Source organism: Micromonospora sp. WMMD1120 (assembly GCF_029626235.1).
GTDB lineage: Bacteria > Actinomycetota > Actinomycetes > Mycobacteriales > Micromonosporaceae > Micromonospora.
Genome location: NZ_JARUBO010000005.1, coordinates 1247643 through 1268735, shown reverse-complemented (window position 1 = coordinate 1268735; position 21093 = coordinate 1247643). Strand labels below are relative to the sequence as shown.

Sequence of the window (21093 nt, the reverse complement as noted above, 5' to 3'; positions counted from 1 at the left end):
TCCCGCCCTCCCCCGTCGATCTTGCGTTTTCTGTGGTGACAAAAACCCGCAAAGCGGGTGTTTCGGCATACCTAAGTGCAAGATCGGCGGGAGCGGGAGTCAAGATCAGCGGGAGCGGGAGTCAAGATCAGCGGGGGCGGGAGGGTGGGGGCGTGGGGTCAGGGGAGGGGGGTGTGGGTTGGGTCTACGGTCTCGGTGGGGGGTGGGGGTGGGGTGCCGTCGCCGAACGGGCGACCACCCAGCGCCTCCCGACCGTGCGGGGTGAGCCAGTTGGACAGGTCGGGGCCGAGCGGCACGATCCCGGTCGGGTTGATGTCGCGGTGCACCTCGTAGTAGTGCCGCTTGATGTGGTCGAAGTCGATGGTGTCGCCGAAACCGGGGGTCTGGAACAGATCCCGGGCGTACGCCCACAGCACCGGCATCTCGCTCAGCTTCTGCCTGTTGCACTTGAAGTGGCCGTGGTAGACCGGGTCGAAGCGGACCAGCGTGGTGAACAGCCGCACGTCGGCCTCGGTGATGGTGTCGCCCACCAGGTAACGCTGGTCGGTCAGTCGCTCGGTCAGCCAGTCCAGCCGGTCGAAGAGCCGGTGGTACGCCTTGTCGTACGCCTCCTGGCTGCCGGCGAACCCGCACCGGTAGACGCCGTTGTTGACGTCCCGGAACACCACCTCGTTGACCTCGTCGATCTGCGTACGCAGGTGCTCGGGGTAGAGCTGGGGGGCGCCGTCGCGGTGGTACGCGCGCCACTGCGTGGACAGGTCCAGGCTCATCTGCGCGTAGTCGTTCGTCACCACCTGCCCGGTCGGCACGTCCACGATCGCCGGCACGGTGATGCCACGGTCGTAGCCGGGGAAGCGCTTGAAGTACGCCTCCTGGAGGCGTTCGATGCCGAGCACCGGGTCCCGCCCGTCCGGGTCGAGGTCGAACGTCCAGCTCCGCGCGTCGTGGGTCGGGCCGGCCACCGCCATCGAGAGGGCGTCCTCCAGGCCGAGCAGCCGCCGTACGATGATCAGGCGGTTGGCCCACGGGCAGGCCCGGCTGACCGCCAGCCGGTAGCGACCGGGCTCCACCGGATAGCCGTCGCGCCCGTCCTCGGTGATCCGAGTGGCGATGTACCGCTGGTCCCGGGTGAACTCGCCGCCCGGCTCGACGTACTTCCCGCCTGTTTCCTCGCCCACGTGATCCTCCCGGTTCGGTCCCCTGTCTCTACCCCATCCTTACGGATCTACGACCGGGCGTCCGGTTACCCTCCCCGGCATGACGGATGTGGAGGCGGCGGCCCGGCGGTTCATCGCCGACGTGTGGAACGCCCGCCGCGAGGAGTCGGCGTACGAGCTGGTCGGCGAGCAGTGCCCGGGGCTGGGCGGCGGCACCGGGCCGGAGGCGACGCTGGCCTGGCACCGGGAACGCCGGGCGGCGTTCCCGGACCTGCGCTACAAGATCGTCGACGTGGTCGCCTCCGGCGAGCGGGTGGCGGTGCACTGGCGGGCGGCCGGCACCCAGGTCGGGCAGTTCGGGCCGGTGCCGCCGACCGGGCAGGTGGTCAGCTACTCCGGGGCCACGTTCCTGCGCTTCGGCACGGAGGGCCGGATCGTCGAGGTGTGGAGCTGCAACGAGCTGTTCCAGCTGCTCCAGCAGCTCGGCGTCGAGATGCTGCCGCCGACCGTGGTCAGTGGGCCCGAGGCGTGATCCGGGCGACCGGCAGGTTGATGGGGAAGGGCTCGCCGGTGTCGACGAACTTCGTCCACCGCCCGGTCTCGGTGTAGACCTCGTTGACCGCGTCGATCCGGTGGGTGACCACCTCCAGCGCGCCGCCCTCGGTCTCGATCCGCCAGTAGTAGGGGATGCCGGCCTGGGCGTACAGCGCCGGCTTCAGCACCCGGTCGATGGAACGGGTGCTCGGTGAGACGATCTCGACGGCGAGGACCACCTCGTGCGGCTCGTACCTCGACGGCTCGCGGGCCGCCGCGGTCGAGGTGGTGATCAACACGTCGGGGATGAACGACCGGGTGCGGTTGATCCGCACCTCGACCCCCTGGGTCACGTCGTAGCCGTCCGGGCACTCCTCGTCGAGCGCGGCCATCAGGCGACCGGCGATGGTCTGGTGGATGCGGGTGGGGGAGGGGGACATCAGCAGCACTCCATCGAGCAGTTCCCGGCGGCGGCCATCCTCGGGCAGCGCATCCAGATCGTCAGTCGTCCACTCGCTCTCGGGCGGGTGGTCGCTCTGCAGCGCGGCGGTCATGGCAGGTCCTTCCGGGTGCGTTCGTTCTCCCCGCGACCACGGTACCGCCTTCGACCTGTGGGTGGTGGTCGCGCGCGCCGTGGGCACAGGGCAGGATGGTCGACATGAGCGACCCCAGCGAGCGCGGCGGCGCCGGCGAGCGTGGCCTGCCCGGCGCGGGCCTGGTGAAGGGGCTGGCGGTCACCCTCAAGACGATGACCAGCCGGTCGACCACCCAGCAGTACCCGGACGTGGCACCCGACCTGCCGCCCCGCTCCCGGGGCGTGATCGCGCTGTCCGAGGAGAACTGCACGGTCTGCATGCTCTGCGCCCGGGAGTGCCCGGACTGGTGCATCTACATCGACTCGCACAAGGAGGAGGTGGCGGTGCCCGGCGCCGCCCGCCCCCGCCAGCGCAACGTGCTCGACCGCTTCGACATCGACTTCTCGCTCTGCATGTACTGCGGCATCTGCATCGAGGTCTGCCCGTTCGACGCCCTCTACTGGTCGCCCGAGTTCGAGTACTCGGAGTACGACATCAAGGACCTGCTGCACGACAAGGACCACCTCGGTCAGTGGATGGCCACCGTCCCGCCGCCGCAGGCGCACGACCCCAACGGCGAGCCGGCCAAGGAGGAGACGTCCGCCGCGCGCAAGGCGGCGACCGCCCGTCCGGCCTCTCCAGGGGTACGCCCCGAACCCGGCGCCGCCTCGTGACCGCCTCGGCGTTGGAGACCCTCCGGTGACCGGGGCGGACGTGCTGCTGCTCGCCCTCGGGGCGGTGGCGGTCGGCGCCGGTGCGCTGGTGGTGACGACGAAACACCTGGTCCGCGCCGGGCTCTACCTGGTGGTGTGCCTGGCCGCGTTGGCCGGTGACTTCCTGGTGCTCAGCGCCGAGCTGGTGGCCTGGGTGCAGGTGTTGATCTACGTGGGCGCGGTGGTGGTGCTGCTGCTGTTCGCGGTCATGCTGACCCGCGCCCCGATCGGCGCGTCGGACGATCTGGACCGGCAGGGCTGGCCGGCCGCGCTCATCGGCGGCGGGGCCGGGCTGGGGCTGGCCGTGCTGCTCGTCGACGCGTACCGCTGGAGCGCCGTCGACCTGCCCACCGCCGGCACCGCCGAGCGGCTGGGCGAACAGATCTTCCAGTCCTGGGTGCTGCCGTTCGAGGTGCTGTCGGTGCTGCTGCTGTCCGCCCTGGTGGGCGCGATAGTGCTGTCCCGACCGGAGATCGGCCGTGCTGCTCCGCACAGCACGGCGGCGGTGACCGACCCGGTCGAGGTCGAGCCCGGGGGACGCCGGTGAGGCCGGTCATCCCGTACGTCACCGCCGCGCTGCTGTTCGGTCTCGGCGTGTACGGCGTGCTGCGCCGCCGCAACGCGGTGCTGGTGCTGATGTCGGTCGAGCTGATGCTCAACGCGGTCAACCTGATCCTGGTCACCGCCGACACCACCGCCCGTGCCGTGCTCCCGCACTCGGGGCAGGTCTTCGCCCTGTTCGTGATCGTCCTCGCCGCCGCCGAGATCGGGGTGGGGCTGGCGATCGTCCTCCAGCTCTACCGGCTGCGGCGGACGGTGGCGGTGGACGACGTGCCGCTGACCGAGCCGCCGCACCCCGCCGGTGCGCGGGAGCCGGCCGCCACGAGCACGGAGGCGAACCGGTGACCGGGCTGCTCGGCGCGGCGCTGCCCGCCGTACCCCTGGTCGCCGGGCTGCTCGGCCTGCTGTTGCCGCCGGCCCCGCGGGACCGGGACGCGGACGCGACCGGGGGAGACCGGGCCCGGACGGCGGCCGTCGCGCTCGGTGTCACCGGTGCGGCCGGCGCGCTGGCCCTGGCCGTGGCGCTGCTGCTGACCGTCGACGGTCCGACGGAGACGTCGACCACCTGGGTCGACCTCGGCGGCCTGGCGGTGACCCTCGGCGTACGGCTGGACGGCGCCGCCGCACTGGTGGCGGTGGCGGTCACCGCTGTCGCCCTGGCCGTGCAGGTCTACTCGATCGGCTACCTGCGGCGGGGTCCGCACGACGACCTCGACGTCGACCACCGCTACCCGCCGTACGCCGCGCAGATCAGCCTCTTCACCGGGGCGATGCTGCTGGTGGTGGTCGCCGGTGACCTGATCATGCTGCTGGTCGGCTGGGAGGTGATGGGTCTGTGCTCGTACCTGCTCATCGCCCACGACCGCCGACTGCCCGGCGCTCCCGCCGCCGCCATGAAGGCGTTCCTGGTGACCCGGGTCGGTGACGTCGGGTTCCTGCTCGGCATCGCGCTGCTCGGCGTGTCGACGGGCAGCTTCCGGATCAGCGACGTGCTCGCCCACGACCACTCCGGCGTGACGCTGACCGCCGCCGGGCTGCTGCTGCTCGCCGGTGTGGCCGGCAAGAGCGCCCAGTTCCCGCTGCACACCTGGCTGCCGGACGCGATGGCCGGCCCGACGCCGATCTCCGCGCTGATCCACGCCGCGACGATGGTCGCCGCCGGCGTGTACGCGGTGGCCCGGCTCTACCCGCTGTTCACCGCCGCGCCGGTGACCCTGACCGTGCTGGGGGTGCTCGGCGCGATCACGGTGCTGCTCGGCGCGCTCGCGGCCACCGCCCAGGACGACATCAAACGGGTGCTGGCCTGGTCGACGGTGTCCCAGCTCGGCTACATGACCGGCGCGCTGGCGGTGGGCTCACCGTCGGCGGCGCTGTTCCACCTGCTCACCCACGCCGCGTTCAAGGCCCTGCTGTTCCTCGCCGCGGGGGCCGTCATCCACGCGGTCGGCACCACGCTGATGTCCGAGATGGGCGGGCTGCGGCGCAGCATGCCTGTCACGTTCTGGTGCACCGTGGTGGGGCTGGGCGCGCTGGCCGGGGTGCCGCCACTGGCGGGTTTCTGGAGCAAGGACGGCGTGCTGACGGTCGCCGAGGCCGCCGCGCTGGACGGCACCGGCCCGGCGCCCTCCTGGGTGGGCTGGCTGGTCTGGGTCGCCGGGTTGGTCGGCGTGGCGATCACCGCCTGGTACGCCGGTCGGCTGCTGCTGCGCGCCTTCTTCGGCGAACCGCGCCTGCCGCTGGTCCGGCCGCACGACCCACCGGCCGTGCTGCGCTGGCCGGTGCTGCTGCTGACCGTGCCGGCCGCGCTGCTCGGCCTGGCCGGCTTCGTCCCCGCGTTCGCCGACCGCCTGCGGTTCCCCACCGTCCCGGTGGCGGGCTCCGAGGACGGCCTGGTCCACCTCGGGCTGGGGGTGCTGCTGCCGCTGGCCTTCCTGCTGGTCGGGGCCCTGCTGGTGACGCTGGGTTGGCGCCGCGACCGGGCCGCCGACCCGGCGGCCGCGCTGGGTCCGTTGGGGCCGGTCTTCGCCCGCGCGTTCCGGCTCGACGACGTCCAGCACGCCATTGTCGTACGCCCGGTCCGCGCGCTGGCCAGCGCCGCGCGTACCGGTGACGAGGTGCTGGTGGACGGCGCGGTCGAGGGCAGTGGGCGCGCCGCGTCCGGCCTGGGCGCGGCGCTGGCCGCGCTGCACCGGGCGGCGTTGCCGAGGGCCGCCGTCGGCGTGCTGGCCGGCGCGCTGCTGGTCGGCGTGGCTGCCGCCCTGATCGGGGGAACCGGGTGAGTGCGAGGAGTGAGCCGGGTCTGCGAGCCCCGCAGTCGCGAACGAGGGCGGTCCGATGACGTTCGGGCAGGTGTTGCTGGTCGCCGTGCTGGTGCTGCCGGCGCTGGGCGCGGTCGCGGTGGCGGCGACGCCCCGGGACCGGGCGGCCCGGCTGGTCGGGACGGTCGCGGCGGCGCTGACCCTGCTGGCCGCTGTGGGGTTGGTGTTCGGCCGTCGGGACTGGCTGGTCTGGTCGGGCACCGAACCGGCGGTGTTCCCGTGGCATCACCTGGATCTGCGGTGGGTGCCCGGTCTGGAGTTGCGTTTCCACCTCGGCGTGGACGGCATCTCCTGGCCGCTCGTGGTGTTGACCGCGCTGCTCACGCTGCTCTGCTGCGCGTACACGGTGTGGCGGGTGCCGGACGGCGGCAGCGGCCGGACGCTGGTGGCGTTGCTGCTGGTGGTCGAGGTGGGCATCCTGGGCACCTTCCTCGCCCTGGATCTGGTGTTGTTCTTCCTCTTCTTCGAGGTCGTCCTGCTGCCGATGTACGCGATCATCGCCGGCTGGGGCGGCGCGGACCGGCGTCGGGCGGCCCGCAAGTTCGCGCTCTACACGCTCTTCGGCTCGGTGTTGCTCCTGGTCGGTGTGTACGTGGTGGTCGCCGCCGCCGGCACCGCCGACCTGATGGCGTTGACCGGTGGCGCGGGGCTGTCCCGGGGCACCCAGTTGGCGGCGTTCACACTGCTCGCTGTGGCGTTCGCGGTGAAGAGCCCGCTGTGGCCGCTGCACTCCTGGCTGCCCGACGCGCACACCCAGGCCCCCACCGTGGGCAGTGTGGTGTTGGCCGGGGTGCTGCTGAAGATGGGCACGTACGGGCTGATCCGGGTCGCGGTGGGGGTGGCCCCGGAGGGCGCCCGCTGGGCGGCGCCGGTGCTCGGCGTGCTGGCGGTCGCCGCGATCCTGGTCGGCTCGCTGGTCTGCCTGGCGCAGGCGGACGTGAAGCGGCTGATCGCGTACTCCAGCGTCGGGCACATGGGTTTCGTGCTGCTGGGGGTGGCCACCCTGACCGCCACCGGCATCCAGGCGGCGTTGATCGGCAACATCGCGCACGGGGTGATCACCGGCCTGCTGTTCTTCCTGGCCGGCGCGGTGAAGGACCGTACCGGCACGGGTTCGCTCGCCGAACTGTCCGGGCTGCGCGAGACCGCGCCCCAGCTGGCCGGATTGCTCGCGTTCGCGGCGATCGCGTCGCTCGGCCTACCCGGGTTGGCCGGGTTCTGGGGCGAGGCGTTCGCGGTTGTCGCGGCCGTGCAGGTGGGCGGCCCGCTCTGGACCACGCTCGGGGTGCTGGCGGCGGTCGGCGGGGCGCTCACCGCCGCGTATTTCCTGCGGCTGTTGCGGCAGGTCACCCACCAGCGGCCGAGCCCGGCCGTCGGGCCGGTCGCCCCGGGCCTCGCCGGTGCGGAGCTGACCGCGTGGGTGCCGCTGGTGCTGCTCGCGTTGGCCATCGGGCTGGCGCCGACGCTGGTCCTCGGTGTCGCCGAAGCCCCCGTCGACGCGTTGATCGGGGTGGTCGGCCGGTGAGCGCGAGGAGTGCAGCGAAGCGGAGCCCCGCAGTCGCGAACGAAGGTGAGCTCCGGTGACGGGCGTGCAGAGTGTGGACAGCGTCGCGCTGCTGCCGGCCTACCTGGCGGCCGGCACCGCCGTGCTCGTCCTCGTCACCGACCTGGTGCTGGCGCGCCCCCGGGCCACGATCGCGGTGGCGGCGCTCGGCGCGGTCGGCACCGCCGTCGGCTGCGCCCTGGTCGGCGCGGGCGCACAGCGCCGCACGTTCTGCGTGGGGGCCGACTGCTCCTGGGTGTTCAACGGCCGGGCGGCGCTTGTCGGCGCGGTGATCGCCCTGCTCACTGTGGGCGTGCTCGGGCTGTCCGTGCCGGCGCTGCGGGCCGGGCGGTCGCCGGTGGGGGAATACTGCTTCCTGCTTGCCTGCTCGATGACCGGCGGCGTGGTGCTCGGCGCGGCCGGCGACCTGATCACGCTCATCGTCGCTCTGGAGACGTTGACCCTTCCGCTGTACGTGCTCGTCGGCCTGCGCCGGGGGAGCCTCGCGAGCGCCGAGGCCGCGGTGACCTTCTTCGTGGTCAGCGTTGTCGCGACCACGCTGACCCTGCTCGGCGCGGCGCTGCTGTACGCGGTGACCGGGAGCCTGCACCTGGACCGGCTCGGCGGTGTGCTCGCCGAACGCCCGGAGCTGCGGGAGTTGCCGCTGACCACCGCGGCGGTGGCGGTGCTGCTGGTCGGGCTGGCCTTCAAGGTGGCGGCGGTGCCGTTCCACGCCTGGGCGCCGGCCACCTACGACGGAGCGCCGCTGCCGGTGGCCGCGTACCTGTCCACGGCGTCGAAGCTGGGCGGCCTGGTCGCGCTGCTCGCCGTGGTGCAGCGGGCGCTGCCGGCGGACCAGACCGGCCCGGTGCTGGCGGTGCTCGCGGTGCTCACCATGACCGTCGGCAACCTGGTCGCCCTGCGGCAGCGGCGGACCGTCCGGCTGCTCGCCTGGTCGTCGGTGGCGCAGGCCGGCTACATCCTCGCCCCGCTGGGCGCCTTGGCGCTGGCCGCCGGGCGCACCGACGACGCCCGCGCCGCCGCGTACGCCGCCGCTGTCGCGTACGCCGTCTTCTTCGTGGTGTTGGAGCTGGCCGCGTTCTCCGGGGTGACCGCGCTGCGGCCGGTGGGCGCGGACGGCGGCACCGTCGACGACCTGCGCGGGGCGGCACGCCGGCACCCGTGGCGGGCCGCCGGGTTCGGTCTCGCGCTGGTGGGCCTGGCCGGCCTGCCGCCCGGGCTGGCCGGGTTGTTCGCCAAGGTGACAGTGGTGCGGGCGCTGCTGGACGGCGGCGCGGGTTGGCTGGCGCTGGTGGTGGCGCTGAACGCGGTGCTCGGGCTCGCCTACTACCTGCGGGTGACCGCCGCGCTCTGGACGCCGACGCCGACCGCCTCCGCGGACGGCGGCGGCGCTGTGGGCGTACCCCTGGGGGGTGTGGTGGCGCTGGTGCTGGCCGCGACGACGGTGGCCGCCGTGGTGGTGGGTGTCGCGCCGCAGCTGGTGCTCGACCTGGCCGGCCGTTGACCTGCGCGGATGAGTCTCAGTCAACTCTCAGCGTTGTAACGGATGGTTGGCGGGTACCGGGTTGTTGAACCGGTCAGCGGATCCCGGCGATCCGTGCACCGAAGGAGACATCGTGCACCACAACCGTCTGAAGACCGCGGCGCTGCTCGGCCTGCTCTCCGCCCTGATCCTCGCGGTGGGTTACTGGTTCGGCGGCAGCGGCGGTCTGGTCATCGCCGTGCTCGTGTCGCTGGTCATGAACGGCGTTTCCTACTTCTTCTCCGACAAGATCGCGCTGCGCTCGATGGGGGCGCAACCGGTCAGCGAGGCACAGTTCCCCGAGCTGTACCGGATGGTGCGGGAGTTGGCCGCCGACGCCCGGCAGCCGATGCCGCGCCTCTACGTGAGCCCGACGGCACAGCCCAACGCGTTCGCCACGGGTCGTAACCCGCAGCACGCGGCGGTCTGCGTGACGCAGGGCATCACCGAGATCCTCGACTACCGCGAGCTGCGCGGTGTGATCGGGCACGAGCTGTCGCACGTCTACAACCGGGACATCCTGATCTCCAGCGTGGCGGCGGGTTTGGCCAGCATCATCACCCTGCTGGCGAACCTCGCGTTCTTCATCCCGCTGGGCGGTGGGGACGACGAGGACCGGCCGAACCCGGCTGTGCTGCTGCTCACCCTGATCCTCGGCCCGATCGCGGCCACCGTGATCCAGTTGGCGATCAGCCGGAGCCGCGAGTTCCAGGCGGACGCCTCGGGCGCGGAGTTGAGCCGTGACCCGCTCGCCCTGGCCAGCGCGCTGCGCAAGATCGACGCGGTGGCCCGGCGTCGGCCGCTGCCGGCCGAGGGTCAGCTCACCAGCACCGCGCACCTCATGATCGCCAACCCGTTCCGGGGCGGCGGCGTGGCGGCGCTCTTCTCCACCCACCCGAAGATGGAGGACCGCGTCGCCCGGCTGGAGCAGATGGCTGCCAACTCGGGGCCGGTGCAGTTCCAGCGCTGACCGGCTGATTCGCGCACTCCGCCCGTACCCGCTCGCCGGGTGCGGGCGGAGTGCCGTCTGCGGCCGGATATCGGTGTCTCCCGCCCGGGTCCCGGCGTTAGGGTCGTTACGGGCCCACGCTCATTACACTCTTCGGGAGGTTCGAAGTGGTCGCGCTGCGTCAGTACCTGGGTGTCTGGCGGATCCCGGGCGCACCGATGTTGCTGATCACCGGCATCATCGGGCGGCTCGGCATCGGCATGACCCCGCTGGCGCTGCTGCTGGTCGTGGAGCAGGTCACCGGGCGGTACGCGCTGGCCGCCGTAGCGGGCGGGATCTACGCCATCGCCGGCGCCGCGCTCAGCCCGGTGGCCGGGCGGATCGCCGACCGGGTCGGCCCGAGCCCCGTCCTGCTGGTCACCGCCGTGGCCCACCCGCTGGCCCTCACCGGCCTGCTGCTGGCCAGCCGCTCGGGCGACGACGCGCTCGCCGTCATCTACCTCGCGTCCGGCGTTGCCGGCGCCACCTTCCCGCCGCTCACCGCCGCCATCCGGGGCGCCTGGAACGACCTGACCGGCCCCAACTCCGGCCGGTACGCCCTGCGCAACACCGCCCTGGCCGCCGAGACCACGCTCTTCGAGATCGTCTTCGTGCTCGGCCCGCTGCTCGTCGCCGGCTTCGTCCTGGTCGCCGACGCGGCGGCCGCGCTGATCGGGGCGGCAGTGGTGACCCTCGTGGGCACCACCGCCGTCGCTCTCGGCCAGGTGATGCGCGGCTGGCGCCCGCACCCGCGCGAGCACCACGCCCGCGGGCTCGGTCCGCTGCGGGTCGCCGGATTCCCGGCCCTGCTGCTCTGCGTCGCCGGCCTGGGCATCGCGTTCGGCGCCGCCGGAGTGATCGTCCCGGCCTACGCGAGCGGCCACACCACCGACGACCCGGAGAGCCTGGCCGGTCTCCTGCTCGCGGTCTGGGGTGTCGGCAGCGCCATCGGCGGTTTCTGGTTCGGCCTGCGCAAGCCGGCGCCGAACATGACCCGCCAGTTCGCGGTGCTGCTCGCCGCGCTGGCCGGCACCTTCGCCGTCTTCGCGGTGATGCCCACCCCGCTGGCGTTGGGCGTCGCGCTGATCGCCGGCGGGGCCACCATCGCGCCCGCGCTGACCCTGGAGAACACCCTGGTCGGTCGGATCGCCCCGACCAGCATGCTGAACGAGGCGTACACCTGGGTGGTCACCGTGGCGGTCGCGGCGAGCGCCGCCGGTGGCTCGGTGGCCGGCCTGATCGTGGACCACGCCGGCGGCGTCCGGTGGGCGTTCCTGTTCGCCGGGGCGGCGGTCGCCGTCGGGGCCGCTGTCGCCGCGCTACCCGCCGGGCCCATCGCCCGGGCGGAAACCACAGCGGTACGTACCGAGCAGCCCGTCGCCGCCTGACACCGCGCTGGGCGAGCCCTGATCGACTCGGTCTCCGCCGCGCTGGGGGGCCCTTGGGTCTTGGTCGACTCGGTCTCCGCGCCGACGGGTCCGCACGACCTTGATCGACTCGGTTTCAAGGAAGCCGGGGTGTCCCGGGGCGCGGGATGCCCCGACATCCTGAAAGTCGAGTCGATCTCAGTGGGTGCTGGCGTCGGCGGGCAGCATCCCGTCCGCATCGTCCGGGAACGGCAGGGGACAGCACGGGCTGTCGGCACAGACGCTGAGGTCGTCGCAGCCGGCCGCACCCGCACCTCCAGCGTCAGCGCGTCGGGGCCGCCCCGAACGATCCCGAAGGTGAAGAACGAGCAGCACGCCGACTCCCGGGCACACCGGTCCCGTGCGGTGCGCTCCACCTCCTCCGTACCGTCGAGGTGTAGTCGCAGACGCTGCGCGGACGGCCGCTCGAACCGCCGGACCGACCCGGCGAAGAAGCTGTCGAACTCGGCGAGGCGAACGGGAAGTTCGACGGTCGGCAGGCGGCAGGAACCGGGAACCCAGGTCACACTGGCCGGTGGGTGTGCGTCGCTCACCATTCGACGGTAAGCCTGTACCCGGGTACCGGATGCAAGCTGAACCCCGGAGAGGGGAAGTCCCATGGCCAAGCTGCTGTACTCGGCGACGGCGTCGCTCGACGGCTACATCGCCGGACCGGGCGGCGACATGTCCTGGCTGACCGAACACCTCACCGGTGCGAACCCGACGGCGGAGCGTCTGCTGGCCAACGTCGGAGCGATCCTGGCCGGCAACCGCACCTACGGCGGCGACGACCCCAACCGCGGCACCGACAGTGAAGGCGCCTTCGGTGGCCAGTACCACGGGCCGGTGTTCGTGTTGACCCACCAACCTCCGGCCGAGCCACCCCCGGACATCACGTTCGTCGGCGGCCTGCACGACGCCGTCGCGCAGGCCAGGGAGGCCGCCGGCGAGCGGTACGTCAACGTTCTCGGCGCGGACGTCGCCCGGCAGTGCCTCCGGGCCGGCCTGCTCGAGGAGGTGCTGATCTTCTTCGCGCCCGTGCTGCTCGGCGACGGGGTGCGCATCTTCGACGACCCGGGCGGTGAACGGGTGCGGCTGGCACCCGTTCCGGGCGAGACCGCGCACTGGTACCGCGTCGTCCGCTGACGCCTACCGGTAGTTGTTGAACTGGAGGGCGACCCCGAAGTCCTCGCCCTTGAGCAGCGTGATGACCGCCTGGAGGTCGTCCTTCTTCTTGCCGGTGACCCGCAACTGGTCGCCCTGGATCTGGGCCTGCACGCCCTTGGGGCCCTCGTCCCGGATCTTCTTGCTGATCGCCTTGGCCTTGTCCGTCTCGATGCCCTGGATCACCTTGCAGTCGATCTTGAAGGTCTTGCCCGACGGGCGGGGCTCGCCAGCGTCCAGCGACTTCAGCGAGATGTTCCGCTTGACCAGCTTCTCCTTGAACACGTCCAGCGCGGCGCGCGCCCGCTCCTCGGTCTCCGCCTGGATACCGATCGCCTCCTCGCCCGACCAGGAGATCTCCGCGCCCGTGCCGCGGAAGTCGAACCGCGTCGAAAGCTCCTTCTCCGCCTGCCGGAGGGCGTTGTCGACCTCCTGGCGGTCGACCTTGCTCACGATGTCGAACGACGGGTTCGCTGCCATGTTTCTGCTCCTGCTGTCCGGCGGTCTGGGCGTGCCGTCGGCCGCCGACCAGCGGCACGACCCCCTGACCGTACCCGGTTGCGTCGGGCCCGGGGGCAGCCGCTATTCTTGCTCTCGCCGCCGCGTTGCGACGCGGTGGGGTGCCCTGGCGGGTTGCCCGAGCGGCCAATGGGAGCGGACTGTAAATCCGTCGCGAAAGCTACAGAGGTTCGAATCCTCTACCCGCCACCAGGTGCAGACACGGCCCCTGACCAGCAGAGCTGCTGATCAGGGGCCGGTGTCGTTGGTCCAACCCTGGAGAGCCGCGCGAGTGGATGTCCTGCCGACGCAGCCCGTTGGAGGGGTTGTGTCGCGTTTCGGCCCGGGGACCAGCGGGCTGCTGCGAAACTGGGCGAATTCCAGCCCGCACCGGTGCTTCCGGCGTCGGCTACCTCGGTTCGCCAGGCGGTGGGAGAGATGTCCGACGACGAGATCCGTCCCTTCCGGCTCGATACGCCGGAGGAGGCGATCGCTGACCTTCGTCGCCGGATAGCGGCCATGCGGTGGCCGACCCGTGAACTGGTCACCGACCGTTCCCAGGGCGTGCAGCTGGCGACGATGCAGGCGCTGGCCCGCTACTGGACGAACGAGTACGACTGGCGTGCGTTCGAGACGAGGCTGAACGCGTTGCCGCAGTACACGACCCTCATCGACGGCGTCGAGATCCACTTCGTCCACGTGCGGTCGCCACACGAGGACGCCCTGCCGCTGATCATGACGCACGGCTGGCCGGGTTCGGTTGTCGAGCTGCTCGGGGTGGTCGGGCCGCTCACCGATCCGACGGCGCACGGCGGTACGGCGGAGGACGCCTTCCACCTGGTGCTGCCGTCCCTGCCCGGCTACGGCTTCTCGGGTGAGCCCACCGACCTCGGCTGGGATTCGGCTCGAATGGCACAGGCGTGGGCGACGCTCATGGACCGGCTCGGTTACTCGCGCTACGTGGCCCAGGGTGGCGACGTCGGCGCCTCCGTCACGGACGCGATGGGTCGGCAGGCACCCGACGGGCTGCTCGGCATCCACCTCAACCTGCTCGCCGGGGCTATCGGCATCAAGGACAAACTGCCGGTGACGTCCGCCGAGGAGCGGGCCGCGTTCGACGCGCTCAACCTTTTCACGACGGATGGCTTCGGCTATTTCCTGGAGCAGTCCACCCGGCCGCAGACGATCGGTTACTCGCTGCTGGACTCCCCGGTGGGGCTGGCGGCGTGGATGCTCGACCACGACACGGACAGCTACTACAAGATGTCCCGCGTGTTCGTCGGCGGCGAGGCCACCGGCCAACTCACCCGCGACACGATCATCGACAACATCACGCTCTACTGGTTCACCGGCACCGGTGCCTCGGCCGCACGGTGGTACTGGGAGGCGGGCCGGATGCAGGCAGCGGCGCGGGCGGCCGGTCAGGCGCTCCCGCCGGTGCGGGTCCCGGTCGGATTCACCACCTTTCCCGGCGAGATCTTCGCCGCCCCGCGGAGTTGGGCCGAGGCCGTCTATCCCGGCCTGGCGTACTTCAACGAGGCGGCCAGCGGCGGCCACTTCGCCGCCTGGGAGGAACCCGAGCTCTTCACCGCCGAGGTGCGCGCGGTCTTTCGGCCACTGCGGACACCCTGAATCCGGGTGACCGGCCGTGCGTCGACCCGCCGAGCGGCGAGCCGCCGCGCACCGGAGCCGCCGCGCCACCGCGCACCGGAGCCGCCGCGCCACCGCGCACCGGAGCCGCCGAGCGCCAGGCCGTCGCGTCCCACCGAGCCGTCGCGCCCGGCCACCGTTGACGCGTACGGCGGGATGCCGCGACTGTTCTGGCCGAACTGCGGGATATAGATGACAGTGACCTGTTGCGGCGGGGTAGCGGCGAGTAGTGTGCGTAGCCGGGGCAGGGGACATGCAGTTCGATTCAACTGATACGCCTAGTAGGCGAGCTTTCCTCTGCTAGGTCGTTTGTTGAGCGTTTGAGTGTGGGTCGATCAGCAGATCGTCTGGCCGGACGTTGTGACTGTCCGCCCGAGCGGGTCAGCTCGGCGGGCGGTTGGCTCGATCGCGGGTGGGAAACTTTCCAGGCGGACGTCGCTGTGGCACCATCGTGGAATCTCCATCCCCTCGCAGGCCCCCAGCCGACAGGAGTTCCAAATGTCTGGTCGAAAGTATGGCCGGCTGCGCTTGGCGACCATCGCCCTCGCCGCGCTGGCCGTTGGTCTCCTGGGCACCCAACTTGGCAGTGGCTTCCAGTCCACGGCTATCGAATGGGGCGCCCCCACTGGCCACAGCGTTTCGGTTTCGAGTGGAGCGCAGTCAGTCACCGCTCGGTAACCCTGGCGTGGCGGACGGCGTGACCGATGACAGGGCGGTGCGGTGTCACCTAAGACTGTCCGACGTCGTACGACCGAGCATGCCTGGCTGATCACGGCCCCCCTAGCCGGGATCGCCCTGGTCGGGTCGTTGGTCCTGGCGCTGTCGGTGCCGATCCGCTTGTCGGACTGGCCGACAGCGTTGGTGCTGCTGGTGGTGATGACTGCCGCTGGCATACCCACGCTCAGCTTCGTCGTCCGCCGCCAGGCGGTGGTGGTGACGCTCAGCGAGATCCCGCTGGTGCTCGCCCTGTTCTGGCTCTCGCCGGTGCTCATGGTGGTCGTGGCCACCCTGGCCGAGTTGTTCACCCAGATGCACCGCGGCTACGCGCCGCCGAAATACTGGTTCAACGTCGCCCGGGCGGCGGCCGGCTCCTCCGTCGCTGGGCTGGTGCTGGCCGCCCGACCGCCGCACGACGGGGTGGGGCCGGCGACGTGGGGTTCGCTCTTCGCCGCCGTCGCCGCCAACGCGCTGATCAGCCTGATCGCCGTGGTCGGCGTGATCACGCTCCTCCAGGGCTGGCAGGGCACGCGGGAGACGACGAGCACCGCCATCCAGGTCCTGTTGACCACCGCGCTGAACGTCGCGATCGGGATGATCATCCTCATCGCGCTGGCGACGACCCTCTGGTCGAGCCTGCTGTTGTTGGCGCTGGCGGTGGCCGGCGTGCTGCTCTACCGCTCCTATTCGCAGTTCATCAGGCAGCACCGCACGCTCGGTGACATGTATGAGCTGACCCGGGCGATGAGCGAGGCGGGTCAGGAGGGCAACCTGACCGATGCCCTGCTCGGCCGGGTCCGCTCCCTGATGCAGGCCGAGTACGCCACGCTGTGGCTTCCCGCGCACGGCCGGCACCCGGAGGTGCTGCTGACCGCGCGCCTGGACGATCGGGGTCTGCTCGACGTCGCCCGTACGCCGGCGGTGTTCCGGGAGAAGACCCGTGAGTCGGGCCGGACCATCGCTCTCGGTCGGGCCTTCGGTGGTGATCCGGCGCTGCGCTCGGCACTCGCCGACTCCAAGATCAAGGATGTCATCGCGGTGCCGCTGCGGTCGGGGCAGGCGGTGATCGGCACGTTGGAGGTCGTCAACCGGCTCAGCGACGTGGGTCACTTCGCCCCGGCGGACATCCCCATCTTCGAGACTGTGGCGGCGCACGCCGCCGTCGCCCTGGAAAACTCCCGGCTGGTCGACCGGCTCCGGCACGACGCGTACCACGACGCGCTGACCCGGCTGCCCAACCGCCGGCGGATCACCGCAGCGTTGGAGGAGTCCTTCCGGATCGCCGCCCCCGGCGAGGTGGTGGCGTTGCTGCTCTTCGACGTGGACGGGCTGCGCCAGGTCAACGAGTCCCTCGGCCACGCCGCCGGGGACAAGGTGCTCGCCGAGGTGGCGACCCGGTTGCGGGCGAGCGCGCCGTCGTCGGCCCTCGTCGGCCGGGTGGGCGGCGACGAGTTCCTGGTCACGCTCCGCCTGGAGAGCGCCGAGGCGGCTGTCGAGCTGGCCGCCCAGCTACGCGACCAGATCCGCGACGAGATGGTCTTCGACGCGCTGACGCTCGACGTGAACACCGCTGTCGGTGTGGCCGTACACCCGGATCATGGCGGCGATGCCGCCACCCTGCTGCTCCGGGTCGACCTGGCGGCCACGGCGGCCAAGTCGGTGCCGGGCAGCGTGCAGCTGTTCAACCCGGCCCTGGAGTCCCGGTCGATGCGCCGGTTGGGTCTCGCCGGCGACCTGCGTCAGGCTCTCGACCAGAACGAGCTGGAGGTCTACTTCCAGCCGAAGGTCACCCTGGGCGACCGGCGTCTGGTCGGTGTCGAGTGCCTGGCCCGGTGGGAGCATCCGGCGCACGGCACCGTCGCACCCGAGGACTTCGTCGCGGTGGCCGAGCACACCGGTCAGTTGAGCCGCCTCACCGAGGTGGTGCTCCGCGAGGGTCTGCGGCGCAGCCGGGACTGGGCCGAGGCCAACCAGCCGCTGCCCATCGCCGTCAACCTCGCCGCCCGAACGCTCATCGACCAGCACTTCCCGGACCGGGTCCAGGAGCTGCTCTCCGAGTACGGGGTGCCGGCGCAACGCCTGACCCTGGAGATCACCGAGTCGGGGGTGCTGGACGGCACGGACCGGCCCATCCCGACCCTCCGACGACTGCGCGACCTGGGTGTCCGGCTGTCGGTGGACGACTTCGGCACCGGCGACTCGTCCCTGGCGCACCTGCGCCGACTGCCGGTGCACGAGGTGAAGGTGGACCGCTCCTTCGTGCAGGGCATGGCGACCGACCCCGGGGATCTGGCCATCGTCAACGCCGTGGTGACCCTCTCCCAGCAGTTCGGGCTGGCCGTGGTCGCCGAGGGCGTGGAGAGCGAGCTGACCCTCGAGCTGCTCCAGGACATCGGTTGTGAGATCGGGCAGGGCTTCCTGTTCAGCAGGCCCCTGCCGTACGAGCGGTTGGCCGCCTGGTTCGGCGCCCAGGTCGAGCCGGACACTGTCGCCAACGGGGAGCTGCCGCGCCTGCGTGTCGTGCCCTGAGCAGGGCGAAGACGATCACCGGGGATCCGATTTCACCTGGCGAGCCGGGCCGTGTACTCTTACTCCTGCGCGCCCCACGGGGAGATCGCGCAGGCCCCCTTAGCTCAGTCGGCAGAGCGTCTCCATGGTAAGGAGAAGGTCTACGGTTCGATTCCGTAAGGGGGCTCGAGGGTTCAGCTGGACCCATCGCAGCGGTGTAGCTCAGATGGTAGAGCAAGCGGCTCATAATCGCTGTGTCGCCGGTTCAAGTCCGGCCACCGCTACTCTCGTCTTCCGGGCTCGTTGCCGGTGGTCGTAAGAAATGGGCGCTTCCGGCGCCCACTTTGCATGTCCGCGCTGTCAGCGTCTAAGCTGGCGCGTCGTAGTTGTTTCCGTTAGCGAGGAAGGCACTCCGCCGTGGCGAAGGCTACCGATGTCCGGCCGAAGATCACTTTGGCGTGTGTGGAGTGCAAGGAGCGCAACTACATCACGCGCAAGAACCGGCGCAACGACCCCGACCGCATCGAGCTGAAGAAGTTCTGCCCGCGCGACGGTCGGCACACGGTCCACCGCGAGACCCGCTGACCGAGGGCCGGCACTGCGCCGGCCCTCGTCGTCCTGCTCTTCCGATCGCCGATCTGCCCGGTCCGGCACGGCTACCGCCGTGTTGACCGTCAGGTCGGCGATCGTGCTTTCCGTGTAGGTTCGCGGCATGCCTCTGGACCCTTCCTTCGTCGGCCGGACGTATCCGCCGACCGCCCCCTACCAGGTCGGCCGAGAAAAGATCCGTGAGTTCGCCACCGCCATCGGCGCCACCGATCCGGCCCACCACGACCCGGACGCCGCGAAGGCGCTGGGCCACCCCGACGTGGTGGCCCCGCCGACCTTTCCCTTCGTGATCACGATGGCCGCGAGCCGGCAGATCATCGAGGACCCGGCGCTGGGCGTCGACTACAGCCGGGTGGTGCACGGCGACCAGCGCTTCGCGTACACCCGGCCGGTGGTCGCGGGCGACGAGCTGGTCTGCACGAACACCATCGAGGACGTCAGCACCCGGGGTGGGCACGGCTTCCTGACCACCCGCACCGACGTGAGCACCGTCGGCGGGGAACCGGTCGTCGCGGTCTGGGCCAAGTACGTCGTACGCGGGGAGAGCTGAGATGGAGTTGCCAGCACAGACGTTCCGGGTGACGCGCGCGGACCTGGTCCAGTACGCCGGCGCGTCGGGGGACTTCAACCCGATCCACTGGAGCGACCGGGTCGCCACCGGTGTGGGTCTGCCCGGGGTGATCGCGCACGGCATGTTCACCATGGCGCTGGTGGGTCGAGCGATCACCGGCTGGGCCGGCGCGCCGGACGCGGTGGTCGACTACGGTGTCCGCTTCACCCGTCCGGTGGTGGTCCCGGACGATGACGAGGGGACCGAGATCGAGGTGACCGCACGGGTCCGTGAGGTGACCGAGGACGGTCTCACCCGTCTCGACGTGACCGCCATCTGCGGTGGGGAGAAGGTGCTGTCCCAGGCGCGGGCGACCATCCGGACGACGCGCTGAGCCGGGTCCGCCACGCGTGACGGCGAGACCGGTTGGGAAAGTCGGGCGGGTACCCGTACACTGGTCCGCCGTGGGGCAAGTGACCCCTGCTCGGTCGTGTGTGGCCGGGTGGGGCGACTGTTGCCGCATAGGGGTGTAGCTCAATTGGCAGAGCAGCGGTCTCCAAAACCGCAGGCTGCAGGTTCAAGTCCTGTCACCCCTGCGCCTCAGGCCTGACCGTTCCCGTGGGTCGCGCCGCCACAGTGGCGGCGTCCGGCCCGTGGTGGTGGCATCGGCGGGGTGGTTCCGAGGCAGTCGGGCCCTCCGGTGATCCACCGGCCGCGGCCCGTCGCGGGACGGTTGGGTCCGGCCGGCGTGACCAACGCCGCGTACGCCACCCGGCGTACGACCCCAGATTCCGCGACGGAGGGCGAAGTGGCCGACAACAAGCGGCACGGCGAGGACGCCGGCGACGATCGTCTCGACGACGAACTCGTCGACGAGGCAGCCGACGACGACGCCTCCAGCGCGGACGAGCCGGTCTCCCGGGGCGGCACCGCCACGCGGTCCCGTGCCCGTGCGGAGTCGGCGGACAGCCGGCCGACGACCCGGTCGGAAACCGGTCGGGTGGGCGTGTTCGGTCGCATCGCCCGGTTTTTCCGCGAGGTCGTAGCCGAACTGCGTAAGGTCATCTGGCCGACCCGCAAGGAGTTGCTGACGTACACCGCCGTGGTGGTGACGTTCGTCGCGGTCATGCTGACGATCGTGGGCCTGCTCGACTTCGGCTTCGCCAAGGTCGTGCTGTTCGTCTTCGGCAACTCGGACTGACCGGCTGCCTCCAGCCGATAGTGACGGAAGTGAGCGAGCGTGCCTGAGTACGACGAGACCGCCGGACCGGTGGACGAGCAGTCCACCGTCGCGACGGCGGCTGGTGACGAGTCGGTCGAGGCCGCCAGCGAGCCGGAATTCCCGACGACCGAGCCCGCACCGGACGAGGACTACGACGCGGTGGCGGAGTTGCGGCAGAAGCTGCGCTACGCGCCGGGCGACTGGTACGTGGTGCACTCGTACGCCGGCTACGAGAACAAGGTCAAGACCAACCTCGAGACCCGGATCACGAGCCTCGACATGGAGGACTTCATCTACCAGGTCGAGGTGCCGACCCGGGAGGAGGTCGAGGTCAAGAACGGTAAGCGTTCGCAGGTCCAGGCCAAGGTCTTCCCGGGCTACATCCTGGTTCGGATGGAGCTGACCGCCGAGTCCTACTCGTGTGTCCGGAACACCCCGGGTGTGACCGGCTTCGTCGGCGCGACCGACCGGGCCGACCGGCCCGCCCCGCTCTCCCTCGACGAGGTGCTGAAGTGGCTGGCGCCGGCCGTGGAGACCGAGCAGAAGAAGGCCAAGCCCGAGGTCAAGGTCCTCGACTTCGAGGTGGGTGACTCGGTCACCGTCACCGACGGCGCGTTCGCGTCGCTGCCGGCCACGATCAGCGAGATCAACGCCGACCAGCAGAAGCTCAAGGTGCTGGTGTCGATCTTCGGCCGGGAGACGCCGGTGGAGCTCAACTTCAACCAGGTCGCCAAGATCTGATTGGTCGTCGGCGGCGGGCCCGTCCCGCCGCCGACGTCGGCGTACGCGCTCCCGCCCGACCTCGGCGGACGGGTGGGCTGCGGCCTGCGCTACTCT

At 71.3% G+C, this 21093-nt stretch carries 20 protein-coding genes and 4 tRNA genes; 21 read left to right on the top strand and 3 right to left on the bottom strand.

The genetic code is table 11. From position 1 onward, the window contains the following. Positions 1 to 158: 158 nt before the first annotated feature. Positions 159 to 1178 carry a glutathione S-transferase C-terminal domain-containing protein gene (locus tag O7634_RS06045; RefSeq protein WP_278149158.1) on the bottom strand — a complete coding sequence of 340 codons (1020 nt, stop codon included), beginning with the start codon at positions 1176 to 1178 and terminating at the stop codon, positions 159 to 161. A gap of 79 nt (positions 1179 to 1257) precedes the next feature. On the opposite strand from O7634_RS06045, the gene O7634_RS06040 reads away from it, so the two are divergent. Then, positions 1258 to 1689, top strand: a complete 432-nt coding sequence (locus O7634_RS06040) for an ester cyclase (RefSeq protein ID WP_278149157.1) — start codon at positions 1258 to 1260, stop codon at positions 1687 to 1689. On the opposite strand, the gene O7634_RS06035 is transcribed toward O7634_RS06040, so the two are convergent. Continuing rightward, entirely contained in the window at positions 1670 to 2245 is a 576-nt protein-coding gene (locus O7634_RS06035; protein WP_278149156.1) for a Uma2 family endonuclease, read from the bottom strand. The two genes, O7634_RS06040 and O7634_RS06035, sit on opposite strands and share 20 nt — an antisense overlap. A 95-nt stretch (positions 2246 to 2340) precedes the next feature. On the opposite strand from O7634_RS06035, the gene O7634_RS06030 reads away from it, so the two are divergent. The 9 genes from O7634_RS06030 (at position 2341) to O7634_RS05990 (ending at position 12484) form a co-directional block, all read left to right on the top strand. Next, complete coding sequence (locus O7634_RS06030; protein ID WP_278149155.1) at positions 2341 to 2940, top strand: NADH-quinone oxidoreductase subunit I; 600 nt, start codon at positions 2341 to 2343, stop codon at positions 2938 to 2940. 25 nt (positions 2941 to 2965) lie between these two features. Further along, entirely contained in the window at positions 2966 to 3526 is a 561-nt protein-coding gene (locus O7634_RS06025) for an NADH-quinone oxidoreductase subunit J (protein ID WP_278149154.1), read from the top strand. Beyond that, positions 3523 to 3885, top strand: a complete 363-nt coding sequence (gene nuoK, locus O7634_RS06020) for an NADH-quinone oxidoreductase subunit NuoK (RefSeq protein ID WP_278149153.1) — start codon at positions 3523 to 3525, stop codon at positions 3883 to 3885. Before O7634_RS06025 ends, nuoK begins: the two co-directional genes overlap by 4 nt. After that, a complete protein-coding gene (locus O7634_RS06015; RefSeq protein ID WP_278149152.1) occupies positions 3882 to 5819 on the top strand; it encodes an NADH-quinone oxidoreductase subunit L in 1938 nt (645 codons plus the stop codon). Before nuoK ends, O7634_RS06015 begins: the two co-directional genes overlap by 4 nt. A 55-nt stretch (positions 5820 to 5874) precedes the next feature. Then, on the top strand, positions 5875 to 7383 hold the full coding sequence (locus tag O7634_RS06010) for an NADH-quinone oxidoreductase subunit M (protein ID WP_278149151.1): 1509 nt from the start codon (positions 5875 to 5877) through the stop codon (positions 7381 to 7383). 55 nt (positions 7384 to 7438) lie between these two features. Further along, complete coding sequence (locus O7634_RS06005) at positions 7439 to 8926, top strand: proton-conducting transporter membrane subunit (RefSeq protein ID WP_278149150.1); 1488 nt, start codon at positions 7439 to 7441, stop codon at positions 8924 to 8926. A gap of 112 nt (positions 8927 to 9038) precedes the next feature. Further along, a complete protein-coding gene (gene htpX, locus O7634_RS06000) occupies positions 9039 to 9914 on the top strand; it encodes a zinc metalloprotease HtpX (RefSeq protein ID WP_278149149.1) in 876 nt (291 codons plus the stop codon). A 146-nt stretch (positions 9915 to 10060) separates the two neighbouring features. Then, the gene (locus O7634_RS05995; protein ID WP_278149148.1) at positions 10061 to 11320 is read left to right on the top strand and encodes an MFS transporter; all 1260 of its coding nucleotides are present in this window, start codon (positions 10061 to 10063) and stop codon (positions 11318 to 11320) included. 636 nt (positions 11321 to 11956) lie between these two features. Further along, entirely contained in the window at positions 11957 to 12484 is a 528-nt protein-coding gene (locus tag O7634_RS05990; protein ID WP_278149147.1) for a dihydrofolate reductase family protein, read from the top strand. A 3-nt stretch (positions 12485 to 12487) separates the two neighbouring features. On the opposite strand, the gene O7634_RS05985 is transcribed toward O7634_RS05990, so the two are convergent. After that, a complete protein-coding gene (locus O7634_RS05985; protein ID WP_278149146.1) occupies positions 12488 to 12982 on the bottom strand; it encodes a YajQ family cyclic di-GMP-binding protein in 495 nt (164 codons plus the stop codon). Positions 12983 to 13129: 147 nt separating this feature from the next. Between O7634_RS05985 and O7634_RS05980 the strand changes: the two genes are divergently transcribed. From O7634_RS05980 to nusG, 11 genes are all read left to right on the top strand, one after another. Beyond that, a tRNA-Tyr gene (locus O7634_RS05980) sits at positions 13130 to 13213 on the top strand. Positions 13214 to 13438: 225 nt separating this feature from the next. Further along, the gene (locus tag O7634_RS05975) at positions 13439 to 14632 is read left to right on the top strand and encodes an epoxide hydrolase family protein (protein ID WP_278149145.1); all 1194 of its coding nucleotides are present in this window, start codon (positions 13439 to 13441) and stop codon (positions 14630 to 14632) included. A 738-nt stretch (positions 14633 to 15370) separates the two neighbouring features. Then, positions 15371 to 17896 (top strand): bifunctional diguanylate cyclase/phosphodiesterase, encoded by a 2526-nt coding sequence (locus O7634_RS05970; protein WP_278149144.1) that lies wholly within the window; start codon positions 15371 to 15373, stop codon positions 17894 to 17896. Between the two features lie 93 nt (positions 17897 to 17989). Further along, a tRNA-Thr gene (locus O7634_RS05965) sits at positions 17990 to 18062 on the top strand. Positions 18063 to 18086: 24 nt separating this feature from the next. Then, a tRNA-Met gene (locus O7634_RS05960) sits at positions 18087 to 18159 on the top strand. 133 nt (positions 18160 to 18292) lie between these two features. Then, positions 18293 to 18460 carry a 50S ribosomal protein L33 gene (gene rpmG, locus O7634_RS05955; protein WP_007073056.1) on the top strand — a complete coding sequence of 56 codons (168 nt, stop codon included), beginning with the start codon at positions 18293 to 18295 and terminating at the stop codon, positions 18458 to 18460. Between the two features lie 127 nt (positions 18461 to 18587). Beyond that, complete coding sequence (locus O7634_RS05950) at positions 18588 to 19034, top strand: MaoC family dehydratase N-terminal domain-containing protein (protein ID WP_278149143.1); 447 nt, start codon at positions 18588 to 18590, stop codon at positions 19032 to 19034. 1 nt (position 19035) lies between these two features. After that, positions 19036 to 19428: a MaoC family dehydratase gene (locus O7634_RS05945; RefSeq protein WP_278149142.1), complete on the top strand. Its 393-nt coding sequence runs from the start codon at positions 19036 to 19038 to the stop codon at positions 19426 to 19428. A 129-nt stretch (positions 19429 to 19557) separates the two neighbouring features. Continuing rightward, positions 19558 to 19630 (top strand) — tRNA-Trp (locus tag O7634_RS05940). A 212-nt stretch (positions 19631 to 19842) separates the two neighbouring features. Next, positions 19843 to 20235, top strand: coding sequence for a preprotein translocase subunit SecE (gene secE, locus O7634_RS05935; protein WP_278149141.1), 393 nt, complete (start codon positions 19843 to 19845; stop codon positions 20233 to 20235). A 39-nt stretch (positions 20236 to 20274) separates the two neighbouring features. After that, positions 20275 to 20997: a transcription termination/antitermination protein NusG gene (nusG, locus tag O7634_RS05930; protein WP_278149140.1), complete on the top strand. Its 723-nt coding sequence runs from the start codon at positions 20275 to 20277 to the stop codon at positions 20995 to 20997. Positions 20998 to 21093 lie beyond the last annotated feature (96 nt).

What these genes read in the sequence shown, in the direction of transcription:
- O7634_RS05975 (WP_278149145.1), top strand. Translation starts at nt 13,439, where the DNA reads ATGTCCGACGACGAGATCCGTCCCTTCCGGCTCGATACGCCGGAGGAG.
- O7634_RS06010 (WP_278149151.1), top strand. Translation starts at nt 5,875, where the DNA reads ATGACGTTCGGGCAGGTGTTGCTGGTCGCCGTGCTGGTGCTGCCGGCG.
- O7634_RS06035 (WP_278149156.1), bottom strand. Translation starts at nt 2,245, where the DNA reads ATGACCGCCGCGCTGCAGAGCGACCACCCGCCCGAGAGCGAGTGGACG.
- O7634_RS06030 (WP_278149155.1), top strand. Translation starts at nt 2,341, where the DNA reads ATGGTCGACATGAGCGACCCCAGCGAGCGCGGCGGCGCCGGCGAGCGT.
- O7634_RS05990 (WP_278149147.1), top strand. Translation starts at nt 11,957, where the DNA reads ATGGCCAAGCTGCTGTACTCGGCGACGGCGTCGCTCGACGGCTACATC.
- O7634_RS06040 (WP_278149157.1), top strand. Translation starts at nt 1,258, where the DNA reads ATGACGGATGTGGAGGCGGCGGCCCGGCGGTTCATCGCCGACGTGTGG.
- O7634_RS05985 (WP_278149146.1), bottom strand. Translation starts at nt 12,982, where the DNA reads ATGGCAGCGAACCCGTCGTTCGACATCGTGAGCAAGGTCGACCGCCAG.
- O7634_RS05950 (WP_278149143.1), top strand. Translation starts at nt 18,588, where the DNA reads ATGCCTCTGGACCCTTCCTTCGTCGGCCGGACGTATCCGCCGACCGCC.
- O7634_RS05945 (WP_278149142.1), top strand. Translation starts at nt 19,036, where the DNA reads ATGGAGTTGCCAGCACAGACGTTCCGGGTGACGCGCGCGGACCTGGTC.